Here is a 15,031-nt window from a genome sequence, read left to right as displayed (position 1 = left end):
GTCCGCAGCAATGAGCACTCCCGATCGCATGTTGTCCATCCTCGATCTTTTCCGCGACGACACCACCGCCGCCTTCCAGGAGGACGTCATGGCGCATCTGGAGTGCTCGCGTGCCACCGCCTACCGCTATCTCAAGTCACTGACCGAAAGCGGCCTGCTCGCGCCCACCGCGGGGGGCGCCTATGTGCTGGGCTCGCGCATCATCGAGCTGGACCGCCACCTGCGCCAGCATGACCCGCTGATGCGCGCGGCGCGCGAGGTCATGCGCGCCACCGGCGACGAACTGCACGCCAACCTGATGCTGTGCAGCTATTACGGTGACAAGGTCATGTGCGTGGACCGCTACTGGACCGACCATTCGATCGAATCCAGCTATGCGCGCGGCCGTCCGTTCCCGATGTTCCGCGGCGCGACCGCCAAGCCCATCCTGGCCAACCTGCCGCCCTACCAGTTGCGCAACCTGATGCTGTGGCACGCTGCCGAAATTCGCGAGGCCGGGCTGGGCGAAGACTGGGATGCGTTTCGCGCCAACCTGAAGCGGCTGCGCGCCGCCGGCGTATGCGTGTCGCACGGCGAGGTCGACCCGGGGTTGATGGGTATCGGTTCGGCCATCTTCAGCCCTGACCAGAAGGTCGTGGGCAGCCTGGTGTTCATTGCGTCGCAGGCCCGTACGCCCCCCGACCGCCTGGCACTGCTGCAAGCGCGCATCCAGACCGCGGCGGCCGAGGTCTCGCAGAATCTGGTGGGCCCGCAAAACAACGGCGCGGCGGCGATCGGCATCATGCCGTCGCGGCCGCGCCGCCTGAAGACGCCGGCCGGGGCAAGCCCGGCACGGCGCAAAGCCTGAGTATCAGGCCTTGTTGTAGCGTTCTGCGCTCTTGACGATTTCCTCGTGGGCGGCGTCGACGCCCTTCCAGCCCTTGACCTTGACCCACTTGCCCTTTTCCAGGTCTTTGTAGTGCTCGAAGAAGTGCTGGATACGGGCCACGTCTTCGGTCGGCAGGTCTTCGTACGACTTGATGTTGCGGTACGGGGGGTACAGCTTTTCGATCGGCACGGCCAGCAGCTTGGCGTCACCGCCCGACTCGTCGTCCATTTCCAGCACGCCGATGGCGCGGCAGCGCACCACGGCGCCGATCTGGATCGGGAACGGCGTCAGCACCAGCACGTCGGCGGGGTCGCCGTCTTCGGACAGGGTCTGGGGGATGTAGCCGTAGTTGCACGGGTAGTGCATGGCGGTCAGCATGAAGCGGTCAACGAAAATCGCGCCCGTGTCCTTGTCGACCTCGTACTTCACCGGGTCGGCGTTCATGGGGATTTCGATGATGACGTTGAAGTCTTCCGGCAGCTTCTTGCCGGGGGACACGCGATCAAGACTCATGATTAAACCTTGTTGGTCTGAACTGAAAAGGGATCAAAGCGAACCGTCGTCCTTGAACGGCGGCTTGGTGGTCGGCACCGGCGCGGCAGGCGCGGCGGGCTTGGGCACCGCCGGCGCCGCGGGCGGCACTGGCGAGTAGCTGGGTACGGGGCTGTCGAAAGCCGCGGCCGGGATCGGCGCGCTGTCGAAATACTCGTCGAAGTCGGACGTGCCGCCCGCCACCGGCGCATCTTCCGGTGCCAGCGCACGGGCCTGCTGTTCCTTGCTGGCGCGCGCGTCCGGGTCCAGCACGTAGTCCGAGGCGGAGGCGGCCACCGCGGGCGGCAGCGACGGGTAGTCGCCGCCGATGTCGGCGTCGGCATCCGACAGGCCCACCGCGTAACCGCCTTCGGCGTCGACGCGGTAAGGGTCCGAACCGATGTCGGCGGCCGGCAGCGACGCGTCGGCGGCGAGCACCGGCAGCGCCATGCTGGCGGCCGTGGCCAGGCGCCAGTGGCGCACGGCGTCGGTCGGGCGATCCAGGCGGTCGTACAGGCTGCCCAGCAGCGCGTGGGTCTGGGCATCGCTGCGGCGCGACAGGCTGCGCAACAGGTAGCGTTCGGCCTGGCCCCACAGCTGGCCGTTCAGGCACAGCATGCCCAGGGCGGTCAGCAGGTCGGGATCGGTCGGGCGTTGCTGCAGCCAGGTTTCGGCCTTGGCCAGCCGCCGCGAAACCTGTTCGGCATCGCAGCGGGCGTAAGCGGCTACCAGCGCGGGGTTGAACTTCACGGCGATGGCCGCTTCGAGCACCTTGGCGGCCTCGTTGGCCTCGCCCGCCGCCTCGAAAGCCGAGGCGCCGGCCAGCGCGATTTCGGGCAGCAGCCGCTCTTCGGCCTTCAGGTCCTTCCAGATGGCGCGCCAGGCGTCGCTGGCGGCTCCGGCGCGCAGGCGCGCAGCGCCGGCAGCGTCGATCAGGTGGTCGCCTTCGGTACGGGCCAGGGCATTGCGGCGCAAGAGGCCGCGGGCCAGCGTGAAGACCTGTTCATCGTGGCCCAGGGCCGTATGCGCGCGCAGCAGCAGGCGCATCGTATGCAGGTGGCGGGCGCCGCCATCGGCCAGCGGCGACAGCACGGCCAGCGCGCGCTCGGCGCGCCCCTGGTCCAGCAGCATGTCGGCCGACACGGTGGCGGTGGCTTCCACCAGGCCGGGGTCGGTGCCGGCTTGTTCCTGGGCGTTGGCCAGCAGGCGGTCGCGGCGGTCGAATTCGCCCAGGCCATGCGCGGCACGGGCAGCCGACAAGGCGGCCAGCACGCGGCGGGTCTGCACCTTGGTCTGCTCGAGCAGCTTGGTCAGGTCTTTTTCGGCGTGCGAGTAGCGGCCTTCGAGCAGGCCGATCCAGCCGCGCTCGAGCAGTTCGTGGTCGCGTGCCTGGGCGCGCTTGCCGCGCCACGCACGCACGCGGTCGGGAATGGCCAGCAGCCAGGCCAGCAGCCGCAAGCCTACGTAAAGCACCACGAACGCCGCCACGATCAACAGCACGGCCAGCGTGAGCGACATGGAAATGCGCCAGGGCCAGACCAGCAGCAACACGTTGCCGGAATGGGACCGCAGCACCACCGCCAGGGCGACGGCGATGACGGCAAGCAGCAGAGTCCAGAACCAGGTACGCATGGGCTTAGTCCTGGTCGCTGTTCTTGAAGCCGGCGGCGCGCAACGCGGCGATGGCGTTCAGGCTATCCGAGACATCGGGCATGCGTACCGCGATGTCGGTCTGCGCCAGTTCGCGGGCCAGCGTCTGCGCGGCGACCGTGTCGGGGGAGCGATTGTCGAAGTACTTGGCCAGCGTGGTGCCGACGTTGTCGAGCTCGCTCTTCCAGACGGCGGGCTGGCGCATCAGCATGGACAGTTGCACGGTGAGCAGGCGCTGGCGCAACGTGGCGCGCACCTGGTCGGCCTGTTCGGGCGACAGCAGCAGCGCGGCGGGTTCGTCGACACGCTGGATGGTGATGAGGCCACCCAGTTCGTGGGCCAGCGCGGAACCGGCGCGGCCGGGCCACGAGGCCACTTCGGCGCGCCAGCGCTGCCACCAGGGCGCGTCGGCCGGCAGGTCGGCCTGCGGATCGATGGTCGGGGCCGGGGCGGCGGGACGGGCTTCGCTGGCCGGGGCGATGCCGGGGGCGGCAGCATCCGGCACCAGCAGGGGCGCCTTGCTGACCAGCGCCGACAGGCGCTCGATGCGGGCCGATTGCGCCGGGATGTCGACGGTGGAAACGGCCCGCAGGCGGTCCAGGTCGCCGTTGATGGCCTGCTGCAGGCTGGAGAAACGCGGACGGTCGGCACGCGCCAGGCGCGATTGCGCGGTTTCCAGCGCGACGATGGCATTGGACACATTGCCCGCCAGGCGCAGTTGCTGGCTGCCGATAGTGAGAAGGCGTTCGACGTCGTTGGCCAGCAGCTCGTCGCTGGCGCTGTCGTTGAAGTTCTGCCAGGCCTGTTGCAGGGCGTTGTACTGGCTTTGGGTTTCGCGGACGGTGTCTTCAAGATCGCCCAGGCGGCCGGCCTGGGCTTGGGCCAGCGCCAGCGCTTCGCGGGTGTCCTTGCGGGCCTGCGCGAGATCGGTGGTGAGCGTGTCCAGGCGCGTGGCGACCTCGCGTCCGGCGGCGACGAACTGGGTGCGCTGCTTCCACAGGGCAAAGCCCAGGCCGACGGCCAGGAGGATGACGAGGATGAGCGCGGTGACCAGCGGGCCACTGCCGCGCTTGGCCGGACGGGCCTTGACGGAATCGGCCGGGGCCGATGCGGGCGCGCTGGCGCCCGGGGCGGCCGGGTGAACGGCCGGATCGGTAGCGGGAGTCTTGTCTGTCATGACGCGATTGTATTCGGTGTCCGTCCGATGCAACGAATCAAGCAGCAACAAAAGCCTGGAAAATCGACTCGTCGTTGGGCAAGCAGATTTTTACCATTGCCTGCGTAGCCCTGCCAGGCGCGGGCTGCGGCACGCGGCGGGCCAGCGAGGGGTGGGTCAGCACGAAGCCGCAGTCGGCCCACCACGGGGCCAATCCGGCCGCCTGCAGGGCGTCGCGCACGGCATCGGCGCCCTCGCCGCTGGTGATGAGCCAGCAGGGCGTCACACCGTCTGCGGCCCAGCGTTGCAGGGTGGCCAACTGGTTCGCGTCCCAGTGCGCCGGACAGCGCTGGTAGGCCGCATGACGTGTCACGGCAACGCCATGCGCCTGCAACTGATCGCCCAGCCAGTCCCTGCCCTGGGTGCCGCGCACCAGCAGCACGCGCCGCGGCAGCTGCGGCAGGCCGCAAAGTACGTCCCAGAGGGCCTCGGAATCATGGCTGGCGGCCTGCTCGCCGGGATGCAGGACTGTTGTATTCGCGCCAAAACCGGGCAGTTCGAACAGCGCGGCCGCGCTGGCGGGGCCCACCGTCGCTGCGGCGACGTGCGCCGGCCAGGCTACCGCGCCGTCGGCCTGGCGCAACTGGTCCAGGTACTGCCGCGCCGCGTTGCCGCTGACGAACACGACCATGTCGTAGTCGGCCGGCCGGGGCAGGCTGGCGACGGGCGCGGGCAAGGGATGGATTTCCAGCGCGGGCAGAATGAAAGCGGTCCAGCCGGCGGCTTGCAGCCGGCCGGCCAGGGCCTCGTTGCGGCCGGCAGGCCGCGTCAGGACGGCCACGCGCAGCGCTTGAGCGGCGGCGGCCTTGTCCATCAGTCGGGTTCGGCGTCGTGCAGCAGCTCGTCGAGAATGGCCTGTGCGCCGGCATCGAACAGCTCGGCGGCGACCGCCTCGCCAATCGCCTGCGCCTGGGCCAACGGGCCGGTGCGTTCAGCGCGCAGCATGCGCGTGCCATCGGGCGATGCCACCAGGCCGCGCAAGGTCAGGCTGTCGCCCGAGATTTCGGCGTAGGCCGCCAGCGGCACCTGACAGGAACCGCCCAGGCGCCGCGACACGGCGCGTTCGGCCAGCGAGCACAGCGTGGCCTGCTCGTCGTTGAGCGGAGCCAGCCAGGTACGCAGGTCGTCGCGATCATCGCGGATCTCGATGGTCAGCGCGCCCTGCCCGGCTGCGGGCAGGCAATCGGCCGGATCGAGCAGGCAGCGGATGCGGTCGGTGAGGCTCAGCCGGTTCAGGCCGGCCGCGGCCAGCACGATGGCGTCGTATTCGCCGCGGTCGAGCTTGCCCAGGCGCGTGTCGAGGTTGCCCCGCAGCGGCTTGACCACCAGTTGCGGATAGCGCGCACGGATCTGGGATTCGCGGCGCAGGCTGGACGTACCCACCACCGCACCGGCCGGCAGGTCGGCCAGCCGGGCGTAGCGGTTGGAGACGAAGGCATCGCGCGGGTCCGCGCGATCGAGCACGGCGCACAGTTCGAACGGCGCCAGCAGATCGACCGGCATGTCTTTCAGACAGTGCACGGCCAGATCGGCACGGCCGTCGAGCAACGCGTTTTCGAGTTCCTTGACGAACAGACCCTTGCCGCCCACCTTGGACAGGGTGCGGTCGAGGATCTGGTCGCCTCGGGTCGTCAGGGTAAGAAGTTCAACCGCGCACGCCGGGTACAGCGTGCGCAGCCGATCGCGCACATGCTCGGCTTGCCACAGGGCAAGCCGGCTGGCGCGGGTCGCAATGACCAGGCGTTGTGGCAGTGACACGAGGCGTCATCAAACGAAGTTGGAGACGATGACCGTCGCGACTACCCCGAGGATGGCCAGCACGAACAGGCCCTGCAACAGGCTCAGGCCCGATTCGGATTGCTGGGGATCGACGGATCTACGCAGACTCATGTGCTGATTCCTTGGAAGCGGTTTTGCGGCTTGCCAGCCACCGTCCAAGGACAACAACGAGCAAGGCGCCGATAATTTCAGCAGCGATTTTAACCGCAGTGGGCTGAACGCCGAATTGACGTTCGACAACCACGTCGGTAATAAGCATGCCGCCTGCGATCCAGCCCAGCAGCGCCGCGCCAAACGTAACAACCAGCGGATACTTGTCGATCAGCTTCAGGACCAGCGTGCTGCCCCAGATGATGATGGGCACACTGACGACCAGGCCGAAGATCACCAGGCCGATCTGGTGGTCGGCGTGGGCGTTCTGGGCGGCGCCGGCGATGGCGATGACGTTGTCCAGGCTCATCACGAAGTCAGCGATGATGATGGTCTTGATGGCGGAAATGATGGATGTCCCGCCCTTGACGTTACCGTGCGCGTCGTCCTCGGGGATCAGCAGCTTGACGCCGATCCACACCAGCAAGAGGCCGCCCACGACTTTCAGGAACGGAATCGACAGCAGGGTCAGTGCGAAGGCGATCAGCACGACGCGCAGGATGATGGCGCCGGCGGTGCCCCACAGGATGCCCTGCATGCGTTGCTTGGGCTCCAGGTTGCGGCAGGCCAGCGCGATGACCACCGCGTTGTCGCCGCCGAGCAGGATGTCGATAAGGATGATCTGGAATACCGCTGCCCAACTCAGCGTCTGGAAAAACTCAAGCAATTTGAACCCCCGAAGGCATTTATCAAAAGAAAAGCCGGCCCCGTGCCGGCCGACCCGCCGCGTTGTGCACGCGACGGGCCAATTCAAAACAACTTATTATTGTAGTTCAGCTTTCAGTCAGCTTTCTGGCGAATCAGCAAAACTTTACCGATCGCCAGGACCAGCACCGCACCCAGCGCGCCAGTCATGAGCGCGAAACTGTGCTGGGTCATGCCCAATGCCGCATCGATGCGCGCCACCGGCTCTTGCAGGGCCGGATCACCCACCAGCAGTTCGCCGGCAATGAAGCCCAACAGCGCCGCGCCCACCCAGACGATGAGCGGGAAGCGTTCGATGACCTTGAGCAACAGCGTGCTGCCGAAAATCACCAGCGGAATACTGATCGCCAGACCCAGCACCAGCAGGGTCGTATCGCCCATTGCGGCGGCGGCCACCGCCACCACGTTGTCCAGGCTCATGACCAGGTCGGCAATCATGATAGTGCGGATTGCGGTCAGCAGGTTGCCGTGGGTCTTGCCATCGCCATCGTCTTCGCCTTCGGGCAGCAGCAGCGTCACGCCGATGTACACCAGCAGCAGCGCGCCGATGAGCTTGAGCCACGGCAGCATCAGCAGCTTGGCGGCGACCAGCGTCAGTACGATACGCATGATGATCGCGGCGGCCGAGCCGATCACGATCGCTTTCTTTTGCTGCGCCGGGGGCAGTGAACGCGCGGCCAGCGCAATGACCACGGCGTTGTCGCCCGACAGCAGAATGTTGACCCAAATGATCTGGAGCAACGCTAACCAGAATGCCGCTGAACTGAGTTCCATACCTCTCTTTCCTAGGACGTGATCCCCCTAGGACAAACCAAATGAATGGGTGAAAAAGACAAAAAACGTACTGACCGTCTTGGTGCGAGCCCGACGGCATTCTTGCTGGGTACGTGCGGAATTTCTTTCATTATAGTTTCGTTCAGCTTTCCGTATGTTTCACCGGCCGCATCATGGACACGGGGTTTCCCTAGGAAAAGATGCCGGACGAACGAAAAAAGGCCCGCCGAAGCGGGCCTTTTGCCATGCATGCGACCTTACAGCACCGACTTGAGCAGCTTGCCCATTTCGGAGGGGTTGCGGGTCGTGCGGATACCGCAAGCTTCCATGACTTCCAGCTTGGCGTCGGCCGTGTCGGCGCCGCCGGAGATCAGGGCGCCAGCGTGGCCCATGCGCTTTCCGGGAGGAGCGGTGACACCGGCGATGAAGCCAACGACCGGCTTCTTCATGTTGTCCTTGGCCCACTCGGCGGCGTTGACTTCGTCCGGACCGCCGATTTCGCCAATCATGATGACGGCGTCGGTGTCGGGATCGTCATTGAACATCTTCAGGACGTCGACGTGCTTCAGGCCGTTGATGGGGTCGCCACCGATGCCGACGGCGCTGGATTGACCCAGGCCCAGCTCGGTGACTTGCGCCACGGCTTCGTACGTCAGGGTGCCCGAGCGGCTGACGATGCCGATGCGGCCCTTGCGGTGGATGTGACCGGGCATGATGCCGATCTTGATTTCGTCGGGGGTGATCAGGCCGGGGCAGTTCGGGCCCAGCAGCAGCGTCTTGCTGCCCTTGGCCTTCATGCGGTTCTTGACTTCCAGCATGTCACGGACGGGGATGCCTTCGGTGATGCAGATCACCAGATCCAGTTCGGCCTCGACGGCTTCCCAGATGGCAGCGGCGGCGCCGGCCGGCGGCACGTAGATGACGGACACGGTCGCGCCAGTGTCGGCCTTGGCGTCTTTCACCGAAGCGAAAATCGGCACGCCTTCGAAGTCTTCACCCGCCTTCTTGGGGTTCACGCCGGCCACGAAAGCGGCCTTGCCATTGGCGTACTCACGGCACATACGGGTGTGGAACTGGCCCGTCTTGCCCGTGATGCCCTGGGTGATGACTTTGGTGTCCTTGTTGATCAGAATCGACATTTGTGAATCCTTGGATTTTCTTTGTACCGCCGGGCCGTCCCAAGGTGGAAAGCGCCCCCTGGGGGGGCAGCAAGCCACGAAGTAGCGCGGCGTGGGGGCATATTTACTTGACGGCGGCTACGACGCGGGTTGCGGCTTCGGCCATCGTGTCGGCGCTGATGATCGGCAGACCGGAGTCGGCCAGCATCTTCTTGCCGAGTTCTTCGTTGGTGCCCTTCATGCGCACGACCAGCGGCACGTTCAGGTTGACGGCCTTGCAAGCCGCGATCACGCCTTCGGCGATGACGTCGCAGCGCATGATGCCGCCGAAGATGTTGACCAGGATGGCCTTCACGCTCTTGTTCTTGAGCATGATCTTGAAGGCTTCCGTGACCTTCTCGGCCGTGGCGCCGCCGCCGACGTCCAGGAAGTTGGCCGGCTCGCCGCCGAACAGCTTGATGGTGTCCATGGTGGCCATGGCCAGACCGGCGCCGTTCACCAGGCAGCCGATGTTGCCGTCGAGCTGGATGTAGGCCAGGTCGAACTTGCTGGCTTCGATTTCAGCGGGATCTTCTTCGTCCAGGTCGCGGTAGGCGACGATTTCCGGGTGGCGGAACAGGGCGTTGGAGTCGAAGTTGAACTTGGCGTCCAGGGCGATGATGTTGCCCTTGCTGTCGCGGTTCAGCGGGTTGATTTCAACCAGCGAGGCGTCGGTGTCCATGTAGCACTTGTAGAGCTTCTGGAACACGTCGACGGCCTGGGCGGTCGAGTCGGCGGGCAGGCCGATCGCGTTGGCGATCTTGGTGGCTTGCTCGGCGGACAGGCCGGTCAGCGGGTCGATGTATTCGGTGATGATCTTTTCGGGGGTGGAGTGAGCCACTTCCTCGATGTCCATGCCGCCTTCGCTGGAGGCGATGAAGGCGACCTTCTGCGTGGCGCGGTCAGTGACCAGCGACACGTAGTATTCCTTCTGGATGTCGGCGCCGTCTTCGATGTACAGGCGACGGACCTTCTGGCCTTCCGGGCCGGTCTGGTGCGTGATCAGCTGCATGCCCAGGATTTCCGAGGCCAGCTTGCGCACGTCGTCCAGCGAGCGCGCCAGCTTGACGCCGCCGCCCTTGCCGCGGCCGCCCGCGTGAATCTGTGCCTTGACGACCCAAACCGGTCCACCCAGCTTTTCAGCGGCAGCCACGGCCTCGTCGACGGAAAGTGCGGGGATCCCGCGCGGCACGGGGACGCCAAATTGCTTCAGCAGTTCCTTGCCTTGATACTCGTGGATTTTCATGTGTTACCTGTCAGGACGTATGAGAAAGAGAAGGTGAATCGGAGGTCGAATCGGCCGATGCCTCAGCGCTACCCCCGGTGTACCACTTGGGATAGTGCTCAGCCACCACCGGGCCGCCGGTGCTCAGGGCATGGCAGCCGTCCAGTTGGAATGGACGCCGGTTCGGGTTGCTTTCCTGCCGCCGGCGGTTGGCCATGGTCTGGACCGCCGCGGTGGGAAGCACCTGCGACAGCTCGGTCATGTGCGTACAGCCTTCGACATGGCCGAACCGTTCCTTGACCTGGCGGCGGAACCCCTTGAGCAGGTTCATGCCGATCAGGTCTTGGTAGGCAGGTTCGATGGCCATGCAATGCTCGCCATAGGGCGCGGCATCATAGACGGCCTGCGCGGCGACGATGGTGAAATCGCCGTCGATGGTGATGCGCAGGTGCATATGGTGGATGGGTTGCCCCGCCTTGAACATTTCGCCGTCGCGCTTGGGAAAATCGTACGCCTTGACGTCGATGAGCTCGGCTTCCAGGTCCCAGTTGCCGTCATCGCGCGCATACGACTGCACACGTATCGAACGCGTGTGCAGCGGCTGGCGAGGACAATCCGGCGGTGGCAAGGGCATGCTTGGGGCCTGCGGGGCGAAAAGGGCCGGGCAAGGAATGGTGCGCGGCAACAAAACCTTCAAAGTATAGCGCAGCCCGCCCTGCCCCAACCGTCTTGATGCGCGCCGCACGCCCCGGGTACCGGCCCCGCGGCCGCCAGGCGCATCAGCGCCGCGTCCACGGGGTGGCCGGACTGCCCATCCAGGCCTGGCCGGCCGGGATGCTCTCGCCCTTGAGCACCAACGTCAGCGGCCCCAGGCGGGCGCCGTCCTCGACCCGGGTGTCGTACAGGATCGTGGTGCGCGGGCCGACATTGACGCCGTGGCCGATGCGAACCGGCCCGATTTTCATGACCCGGTCTTCGAACAGGTGGGTCTGCGGGCCCGACCAGGCGTGCAGCACGGCATCGTCCCCAATAAATACGCAGTCGTACTCGGTGACGTCGGTGGTGTCCATGAACACCCGCTTGCCGATCTTGGCGCCCATGCAGCGCAGCGCCAGCGGCAGCCAGGGCGTGGCCCGCAGGAAATTGAAGAAATTGGGCACGGCGATGGATTCATACAGGCTGGTGACGGCTTCGCTCTTCCAGACGAACGGCGTCCACATCGGCTCGGCGCGCGGCCGGTAGCGGCCGATCAGCAGCCATTTCAGCAGGACCAGGAACAAGAAGGTGCCCACTCCGTACAGCACGCCGGCCAGCATCAGCTCGTCGAAGGCAGCCAGGAAGCCGTCGCGCACGGCGATGGGGATGACCTTCATGACCGTCAGATAGCCCACGGCGATGACCACCGCCAGCGGCAGGATCATGCGCATGCCCTCGACCGCGCCACGCGCCACCTTGCGGCCCAGGCTGGGACGGAAGGTCAGGTGCTCGGGAAAGCCGGCCGTCTGCTCGCGCGCCGGCAGCGCCAGCGGCGGATTGCCCAGCCAGGTCTGGCCGCTGGCCATGCGGGCGTTGGCGGGGGCGCGGCTCTGCACGCCGATCAGCACGTCGTCCGGCAGCACCGAGCCGTCGGGCACGTAGGCGCCGTTGCCGACGAAGCTGCGGTTGCCGATGACGGTGGGCCGCATGGTCATCCAGCCACGGTCGATTTCCTCGTCGCCCAGCATCACGCCGTCGGCGATGAAGCTGTCGCGGCCCAGGGTCAGCATGTCGGGCACGATGCCCATCGCCGTGGAAATCTCGGTGCCCCGCCCAACCTTGGCGCCCAGCAGCCGGTACCAGGTGCCGGCGTAGATGGAGGCATACAGACCGTGCAGCACGCTCAGGCTGGATTCCTGGATCTGGTTGGTCAGCCAGCGCCGCAGGTAGATCTGGCCGTAGACGGGCCAACGCCCGCCCGTCAGGCGCGGCAGCAACGCCCAGCGCAGCATGGCCGAGACCAGCACGGTCAGGAACAGCAGCAAGGCGCTGGCGGGCAAGGCCAGCAGCAGGTAGGCCAGGAACGCGTTGGGCCACCACACACGCGAGCCCATCAGGTCGAGCCAGCGCGCGTCGATCCAGTCGATCAAGACGAAGCTGGGGAACACCGGCATGAAGAACAGCGCGGCGATCAGCGTGCCGCCGCCGGCATAGGCCAGCACGTCCAGCCGGGCCCAACGGCCTTCGCGCACCGGACGCGGCGGCAGTTCGGGGGCACGGGCCTGCGGGTCGTGGCGGGCTGGCGCACCGGTCCAGATCTGGCCGGCGGGAATGCACGAACCGGCCGGCAGGGACGACAGGCCTTCCAGGCGGGCGCCCTCTTGCATCGTGACATTGCCTTGCACCACTGCGTACGAGCCGACGTAGGCGTTGTCGGCCAGCAGGATGGGAGCCACTTCCCAGTGCGCCCCGCGCACCTCGAAGTTTTCCAGGTTGACCGCCGCGCCGATGCTGGCGCCGTCGCCCACGGTCAGCAAGTCTGGCGCACGCACGGAAATGCGGCTGATGGCGGTATCGCGGCCAATGCGCGCGCCCAGCGCCCGCAGGTACCACGCCTGCAGCGGCGAGCCGGCCAGCAGATGCGCGGGCGGGATGTCCAGCACGCGATCGACCAGCCACCAGCGGTAGAAGGTCCAGCCGTACAGCGGATAGCGGCCCGGCTTGAGCCGGCCCAGGATGCCCCACTTGCACACCACCGCCACGACGAAACTGAGCAGGTTGCACGCCAGGTAGCTGGCGATCGACAGCGCCACGGCGCGCCAGACCGAATCGCCTTCGTCGCCGGTGAAGTAGTGGTAGGTAAAGAACGGCGTCAGCCAGATCAGCATGCGCACGCCGATCAACAGCGGCAGCACGGCCAGTTGCGCCAGGCCGCAGATCCAGCGGCGCCATTCAGGCGCGCGCGCCAGCGTGGCGCTGTCGCCGGCCGCGGCGGCATCGGTCGGCACCACCGCCGCTTCGTCCGCCAGCGTGTCCAAGCGGGCCGCCAGCGCCCCCAGCACCGAATGCTGGTAGAGCTCGTGCATGGTCAGCGCGGAAAACTGCGGATGCTTGCGCAGCGACGACACCAGCCGCGCCGCCAGCAGCGAATGGCCGCCCAGGTCGCGGAAGAAGTCGCAGGCCAGACGCAACGGCTGGCCCGGAAACAGCGGTCGCAAGGCCTCGAACAGCGCCTGCTCGCCGGCCGAAACCGGCGTGTCGTCTTCGCCGCTGGGCTCGGCTGCGGTGGCCAGTTCGCGCGCCTTGAGCGCCTTGCGGTCGATCTTGCCCGAGGTCAACCGCGGCACTTCGGCCACCAGCTCGAAACGAGCGGGAATCATGTAGGCCGGCAGCTCGGCGGCCAGCGCCGCCCGCAGCGCATGGGGATCGAGCCGGGCGTCGCCCTCCGGCGTCAGGAAGGCCACCAGCTGATCGATGCCGGCCAGGTCGCGCAGCACGACGGCGGCGGCGCCCACGCCTGCCTGGCGGTACAGCGCGGCCTCGATCTCGCCCAGCTCGACCCGAAAGCCTCGCACCTTGACCTGGTCGTCGCTGCGGCCCAGGCATTGGATCTGGCCGTTCTCGTCGATGCGGGCCAGGTCGCCGCTGCGGTACATGCGGGTGTCGTGCTCGCCCGTGGGGCGCGGATTGGCCAGGAATTTCTCGGCCGTCAGTTCGGGGCGCCCCAGATAGCCGCCGGCCACGCCGGGGCCGGTGATACAGAGTTCGCCGGTCTGCCCTTGCGGCAGCACCGCCCCGTCTTCGCCACGAATCAGCATGCCGTAGTTGGGCAGCGGCGTGCCGATGGTGACCGGCTGGCCGGGCAGCAGCTCGGCCAGGCTGGCCGACACGGTGGTTTCGGTGGGACCGTAGGTATTGAACAGGCGCCGGCCAGGCGTAGCCCAGCGCTGCACCAGGAATTCCGGGCACATCTCGCCGCCCAGGTTGACGATGCGCAGGCCCGGCACGTCGCGGCCGAACAGGGCCAGCAACGTCGGCACCGCGTGCAGCACCGTCACGCCTTCGCGTACCAGGGCCTCGGGCAAGGCCTCGGGGTCGGTGGTCAGCATCTTGGGCGCCACCCAGAGGGTGGCGCCGACCAGGTAGCTGATCCAGATTTCCTCGAACGACATGTCGAAGGCGACCGAAAAGCCCTGGTAGACCTTGTCGCCCAGGCGCACGCCCAGCACCGCGTTTTCGCTGCGCAGGAAGTGGCAGATGCTGGCCTGGGTGATGGGCACGCCCTTGGGCTTGCCGGTGGACCCCGAGGTGTAGATGACGTAGGCCGGATGCTCGGGCAGCAGCCCTTCGCGCCGGCGCAGCGGCACATCGACCGCTACCGACAACTGCCAGGGGGTCCAGGTGATCATGCCGTCCAGGCGCACGTCGCCGCCGGCGATCAGGCCGCGCGATCCTGCGTCCTGCAGGCAGACCAGCATGCGGTCGGCAGGGGTATCGGATTCGAACGGCAGCCAGGCAGCGCCCGCCTTGGCGATGGCCGCCTGCATCACCAGCAGCTCATCGCCGCGCGGCAGGCACAGGCCGACGATGTCGCCGGGCCGTACCCCCGCCTCGATCAGGTGGTGCGCGGCCAGGTCGGCGCGACGCCCCAGCGCCTCGTAAGTCAGTGATTGATCCAGCCATTGGATGGCGATGGCGGCGGGATGCCGCAGGATCGTGGCTTCCAGAATATCGGGCAACGTTTCCGCGGCAAGCAGATCCGGCCGATAAGGGCCTTGGAGAATCATAGGTACGGCAACAATCCGGTGAGTAGGATTTTTGCTTATTGACCCACAAGGCGCGGTTTCGTTCAAGCGGCGGCCAAAAAAAACCCCCTGGATTGTGCGAGAAGTGCACAAACCAGGGGGTGCCGGGCTGCCGGGCCCGGTAGTCCGCGCGTGGGCCTTGCCGGCAAGCCCGACCGCCGCCCGACCGATGGCGCGCGTCTCAGGCGGCGTTAC

The 15,031-nt window shown here is 66.9% G+C and carries 13 protein-coding genes; 1 reads left to right on the top strand and 12 read right to left on the bottom strand.

Annotation, left to right across the window (positions count from 1 at the left end; genetic code table 11):
- Positions 1-10 precede the first annotated feature (10 nt).
- Positions 11-847 carry an IclR family transcriptional regulator gene (locus AC6LJ2_RS09660; RefSeq protein WP_498151248.1) on the top strand — a complete coding sequence of 279 codons (837 nt, stop codon included), beginning with the start codon at positions 11-13 and terminating at the stop codon, positions 845-847.
- Between the two features lie 3 nt (positions 848-850).
- On the opposite strand, the gene ppa is transcribed toward AC6LJ2_RS09660, so the two are convergent.
- The 12 genes from ppa to AC6LJ2_RS09600 form a co-directional block, all read right to left on the bottom strand.
- Complete coding sequence (gene ppa / locus AC6LJ2_RS09655; RefSeq protein ID WP_025140302.1) at positions 851-1,381, bottom strand: inorganic diphosphatase; 531 nt, start codon at positions 1,379-1,381, stop codon at positions 851-853.
- Positions 1,382-1,414: 33 nt separating this feature from the next.
- Positions 1,415-3,031 carry a heme biosynthesis HemY N-terminal domain-containing protein gene (locus AC6LJ2_RS09650; protein WP_498151247.1) on the bottom strand — a complete coding sequence of 539 codons (1,617 nt, stop codon included), beginning with the start codon at positions 3,029-3,031 and terminating at the stop codon, positions 1,415-1,417.
- A gap of 4 nt (positions 3,032-3,035) precedes the next feature.
- Positions 3,036-4,226, bottom strand: coding sequence for a uroporphyrinogen-III C-methyltransferase (locus tag AC6LJ2_RS09645; protein WP_263915036.1), 1,191 nt, complete (start codon positions 4,224-4,226; stop codon positions 3,036-3,038).
- Positions 4,227-4,263: 37 nt separating this feature from the next.
- Entirely contained in the window at positions 4,264-5,079 is an 816-nt protein-coding gene (locus AC6LJ2_RS09640; protein ID WP_498151246.1) for a uroporphyrinogen-III synthase, read from the bottom strand.
- A complete protein-coding gene (hemC, locus tag AC6LJ2_RS09635; RefSeq protein ID WP_263915034.1) occupies positions 5,079-6,023 on the bottom strand; it encodes a hydroxymethylbilane synthase in 945 nt (314 codons plus the stop codon). The genes AC6LJ2_RS09640 and hemC overlap by 1 nt, the downstream gene beginning before the upstream one ends.
- Positions 6,024-6,032: 9 nt before the next feature.
- The gene (locus AC6LJ2_RS09630; protein WP_006218348.1) at positions 6,033-6,155 is read right to left on the bottom strand and encodes a hypothetical protein; all 123 of its coding nucleotides are present in this window, start codon (positions 6,153-6,155) and stop codon (positions 6,033-6,035) included.
- Positions 6,142-6,861: a TerC family protein gene (locus AC6LJ2_RS09625; protein WP_263915056.1), complete on the bottom strand. Its 720-nt coding sequence runs from the start codon at positions 6,859-6,861 to the stop codon at positions 6,142-6,144. The genes AC6LJ2_RS09630 and AC6LJ2_RS09625 overlap by 14 nt, the downstream gene beginning before the upstream one ends.
- Before the next feature lie 113 nt (positions 6,862-6,974).
- Positions 6,975-7,673, bottom strand: coding sequence for a TerC family protein (locus AC6LJ2_RS09620; RefSeq protein WP_263915033.1), 699 nt, complete (start codon positions 7,671-7,673; stop codon positions 6,975-6,977).
- 257 nt (positions 7,674-7,930) lie between these two features.
- Complete coding sequence (sucD, locus tag AC6LJ2_RS09615; RefSeq protein ID WP_013392545.1) at positions 7,931-8,812, bottom strand: succinate--CoA ligase subunit alpha; 882 nt, start codon at positions 8,810-8,812, stop codon at positions 7,931-7,933.
- 103 nt (positions 8,813-8,915) lie between these two features.
- Positions 8,916-10,076 carry an ADP-forming succinate--CoA ligase subunit beta gene (gene sucC, locus AC6LJ2_RS09610; protein ID WP_263915032.1) on the bottom strand — a complete coding sequence of 387 codons (1,161 nt, stop codon included), beginning with the start codon at positions 10,074-10,076 and terminating at the stop codon, positions 8,916-8,918.
- A gap of 10 nt (positions 10,077-10,086) precedes the next feature.
- Positions 10,087-10,689, bottom strand: a complete 603-nt coding sequence (locus AC6LJ2_RS09605; protein WP_263915031.1) for a DUF2889 domain-containing protein — start codon at positions 10,687-10,689, stop codon at positions 10,087-10,089.
- A gap of 145 nt (positions 10,690-10,834) precedes the next feature.
- Positions 10,835-14,818 carry a Pls/PosA family non-ribosomal peptide synthetase gene (locus tag AC6LJ2_RS09600; RefSeq protein ID WP_498151245.1) on the bottom strand — a complete coding sequence of 1,328 codons (3,984 nt, stop codon included), beginning with the start codon at positions 14,816-14,818 and terminating at the stop codon, positions 10,835-10,837.
- Between the last annotated feature and the right edge of the window lie 213 nt (positions 14,819-15,031).

Source organism: Achromobacter sp. 1014246743 (assembly GCF_059760725.1).
This window is presented reverse-complemented; position numbering and strand designations above follow the sequence as displayed.

Bases quoted from the DNA above. Each gene is read 5' to 3' on its own strand.
- AC6LJ2_RS09660 (WP_498151248.1), top strand. From the start codon at position 11: ATGAGCACTCCCGATCGCATGTTGTCCATCCTCGATCTTTTCCGCGAC.
- ppa (WP_025140302.1), bottom strand. From the start codon at position 1,381: ATGAGTCTTGATCGCGTGTCCCCCGGCAAGAAGCTGCCGGAAGACTTC.
- AC6LJ2_RS09650 (WP_498151247.1), bottom strand. From the start codon at position 3,031: ATGCGTACCTGGTTCTGGACTCTGCTGCTTGCCGTCATCGCCGTCGCC.
- AC6LJ2_RS09645 (WP_263915036.1), bottom strand. From the start codon at position 4,226: ATGACAGACAAGACTCCCGCTACCGATCCGGCCGTTCACCCGGCCGCC.
- AC6LJ2_RS09640 (WP_498151246.1), bottom strand. From the start codon at position 5,079: ATGGACAAGGCCGCCGCCGCTCAAGCGCTGCGCGTGGCCGTCCTGACG.
- AC6LJ2_RS09630 (WP_006218348.1), bottom strand. From the start codon at position 6,155: ATGAGTCTGCGTAGATCCGTCGATCCCCAGCAATCCGAATCGGGCCTG.
- AC6LJ2_RS09620 (WP_263915033.1), bottom strand. From the start codon at position 7,673: ATGGAACTCAGTTCAGCGGCATTCTGGTTAGCGTTGCTCCAGATCATT.
- sucD (WP_013392545.1), bottom strand. From the start codon at position 8,812: ATGTCGATTCTGATCAACAAGGACACCAAAGTCATCACCCAGGGCATC.
- sucC (WP_263915032.1), bottom strand. From the start codon at position 10,076: ATGAAAATCCACGAGTATCAAGGCAAGGAACTGCTGAAGCAATTTGGC.
- AC6LJ2_RS09605 (WP_263915031.1), bottom strand. From the start codon at position 10,689: ATGCCCTTGCCACCGCCGGATTGTCCTCGCCAGCCGCTGCACACGCGT.
- AC6LJ2_RS09600 (WP_498151245.1), bottom strand. From the start codon at position 14,818: ATGATTCTCCAAGGCCCTTATCGGCCGGATCTGCTTGCCGCGGAAACG.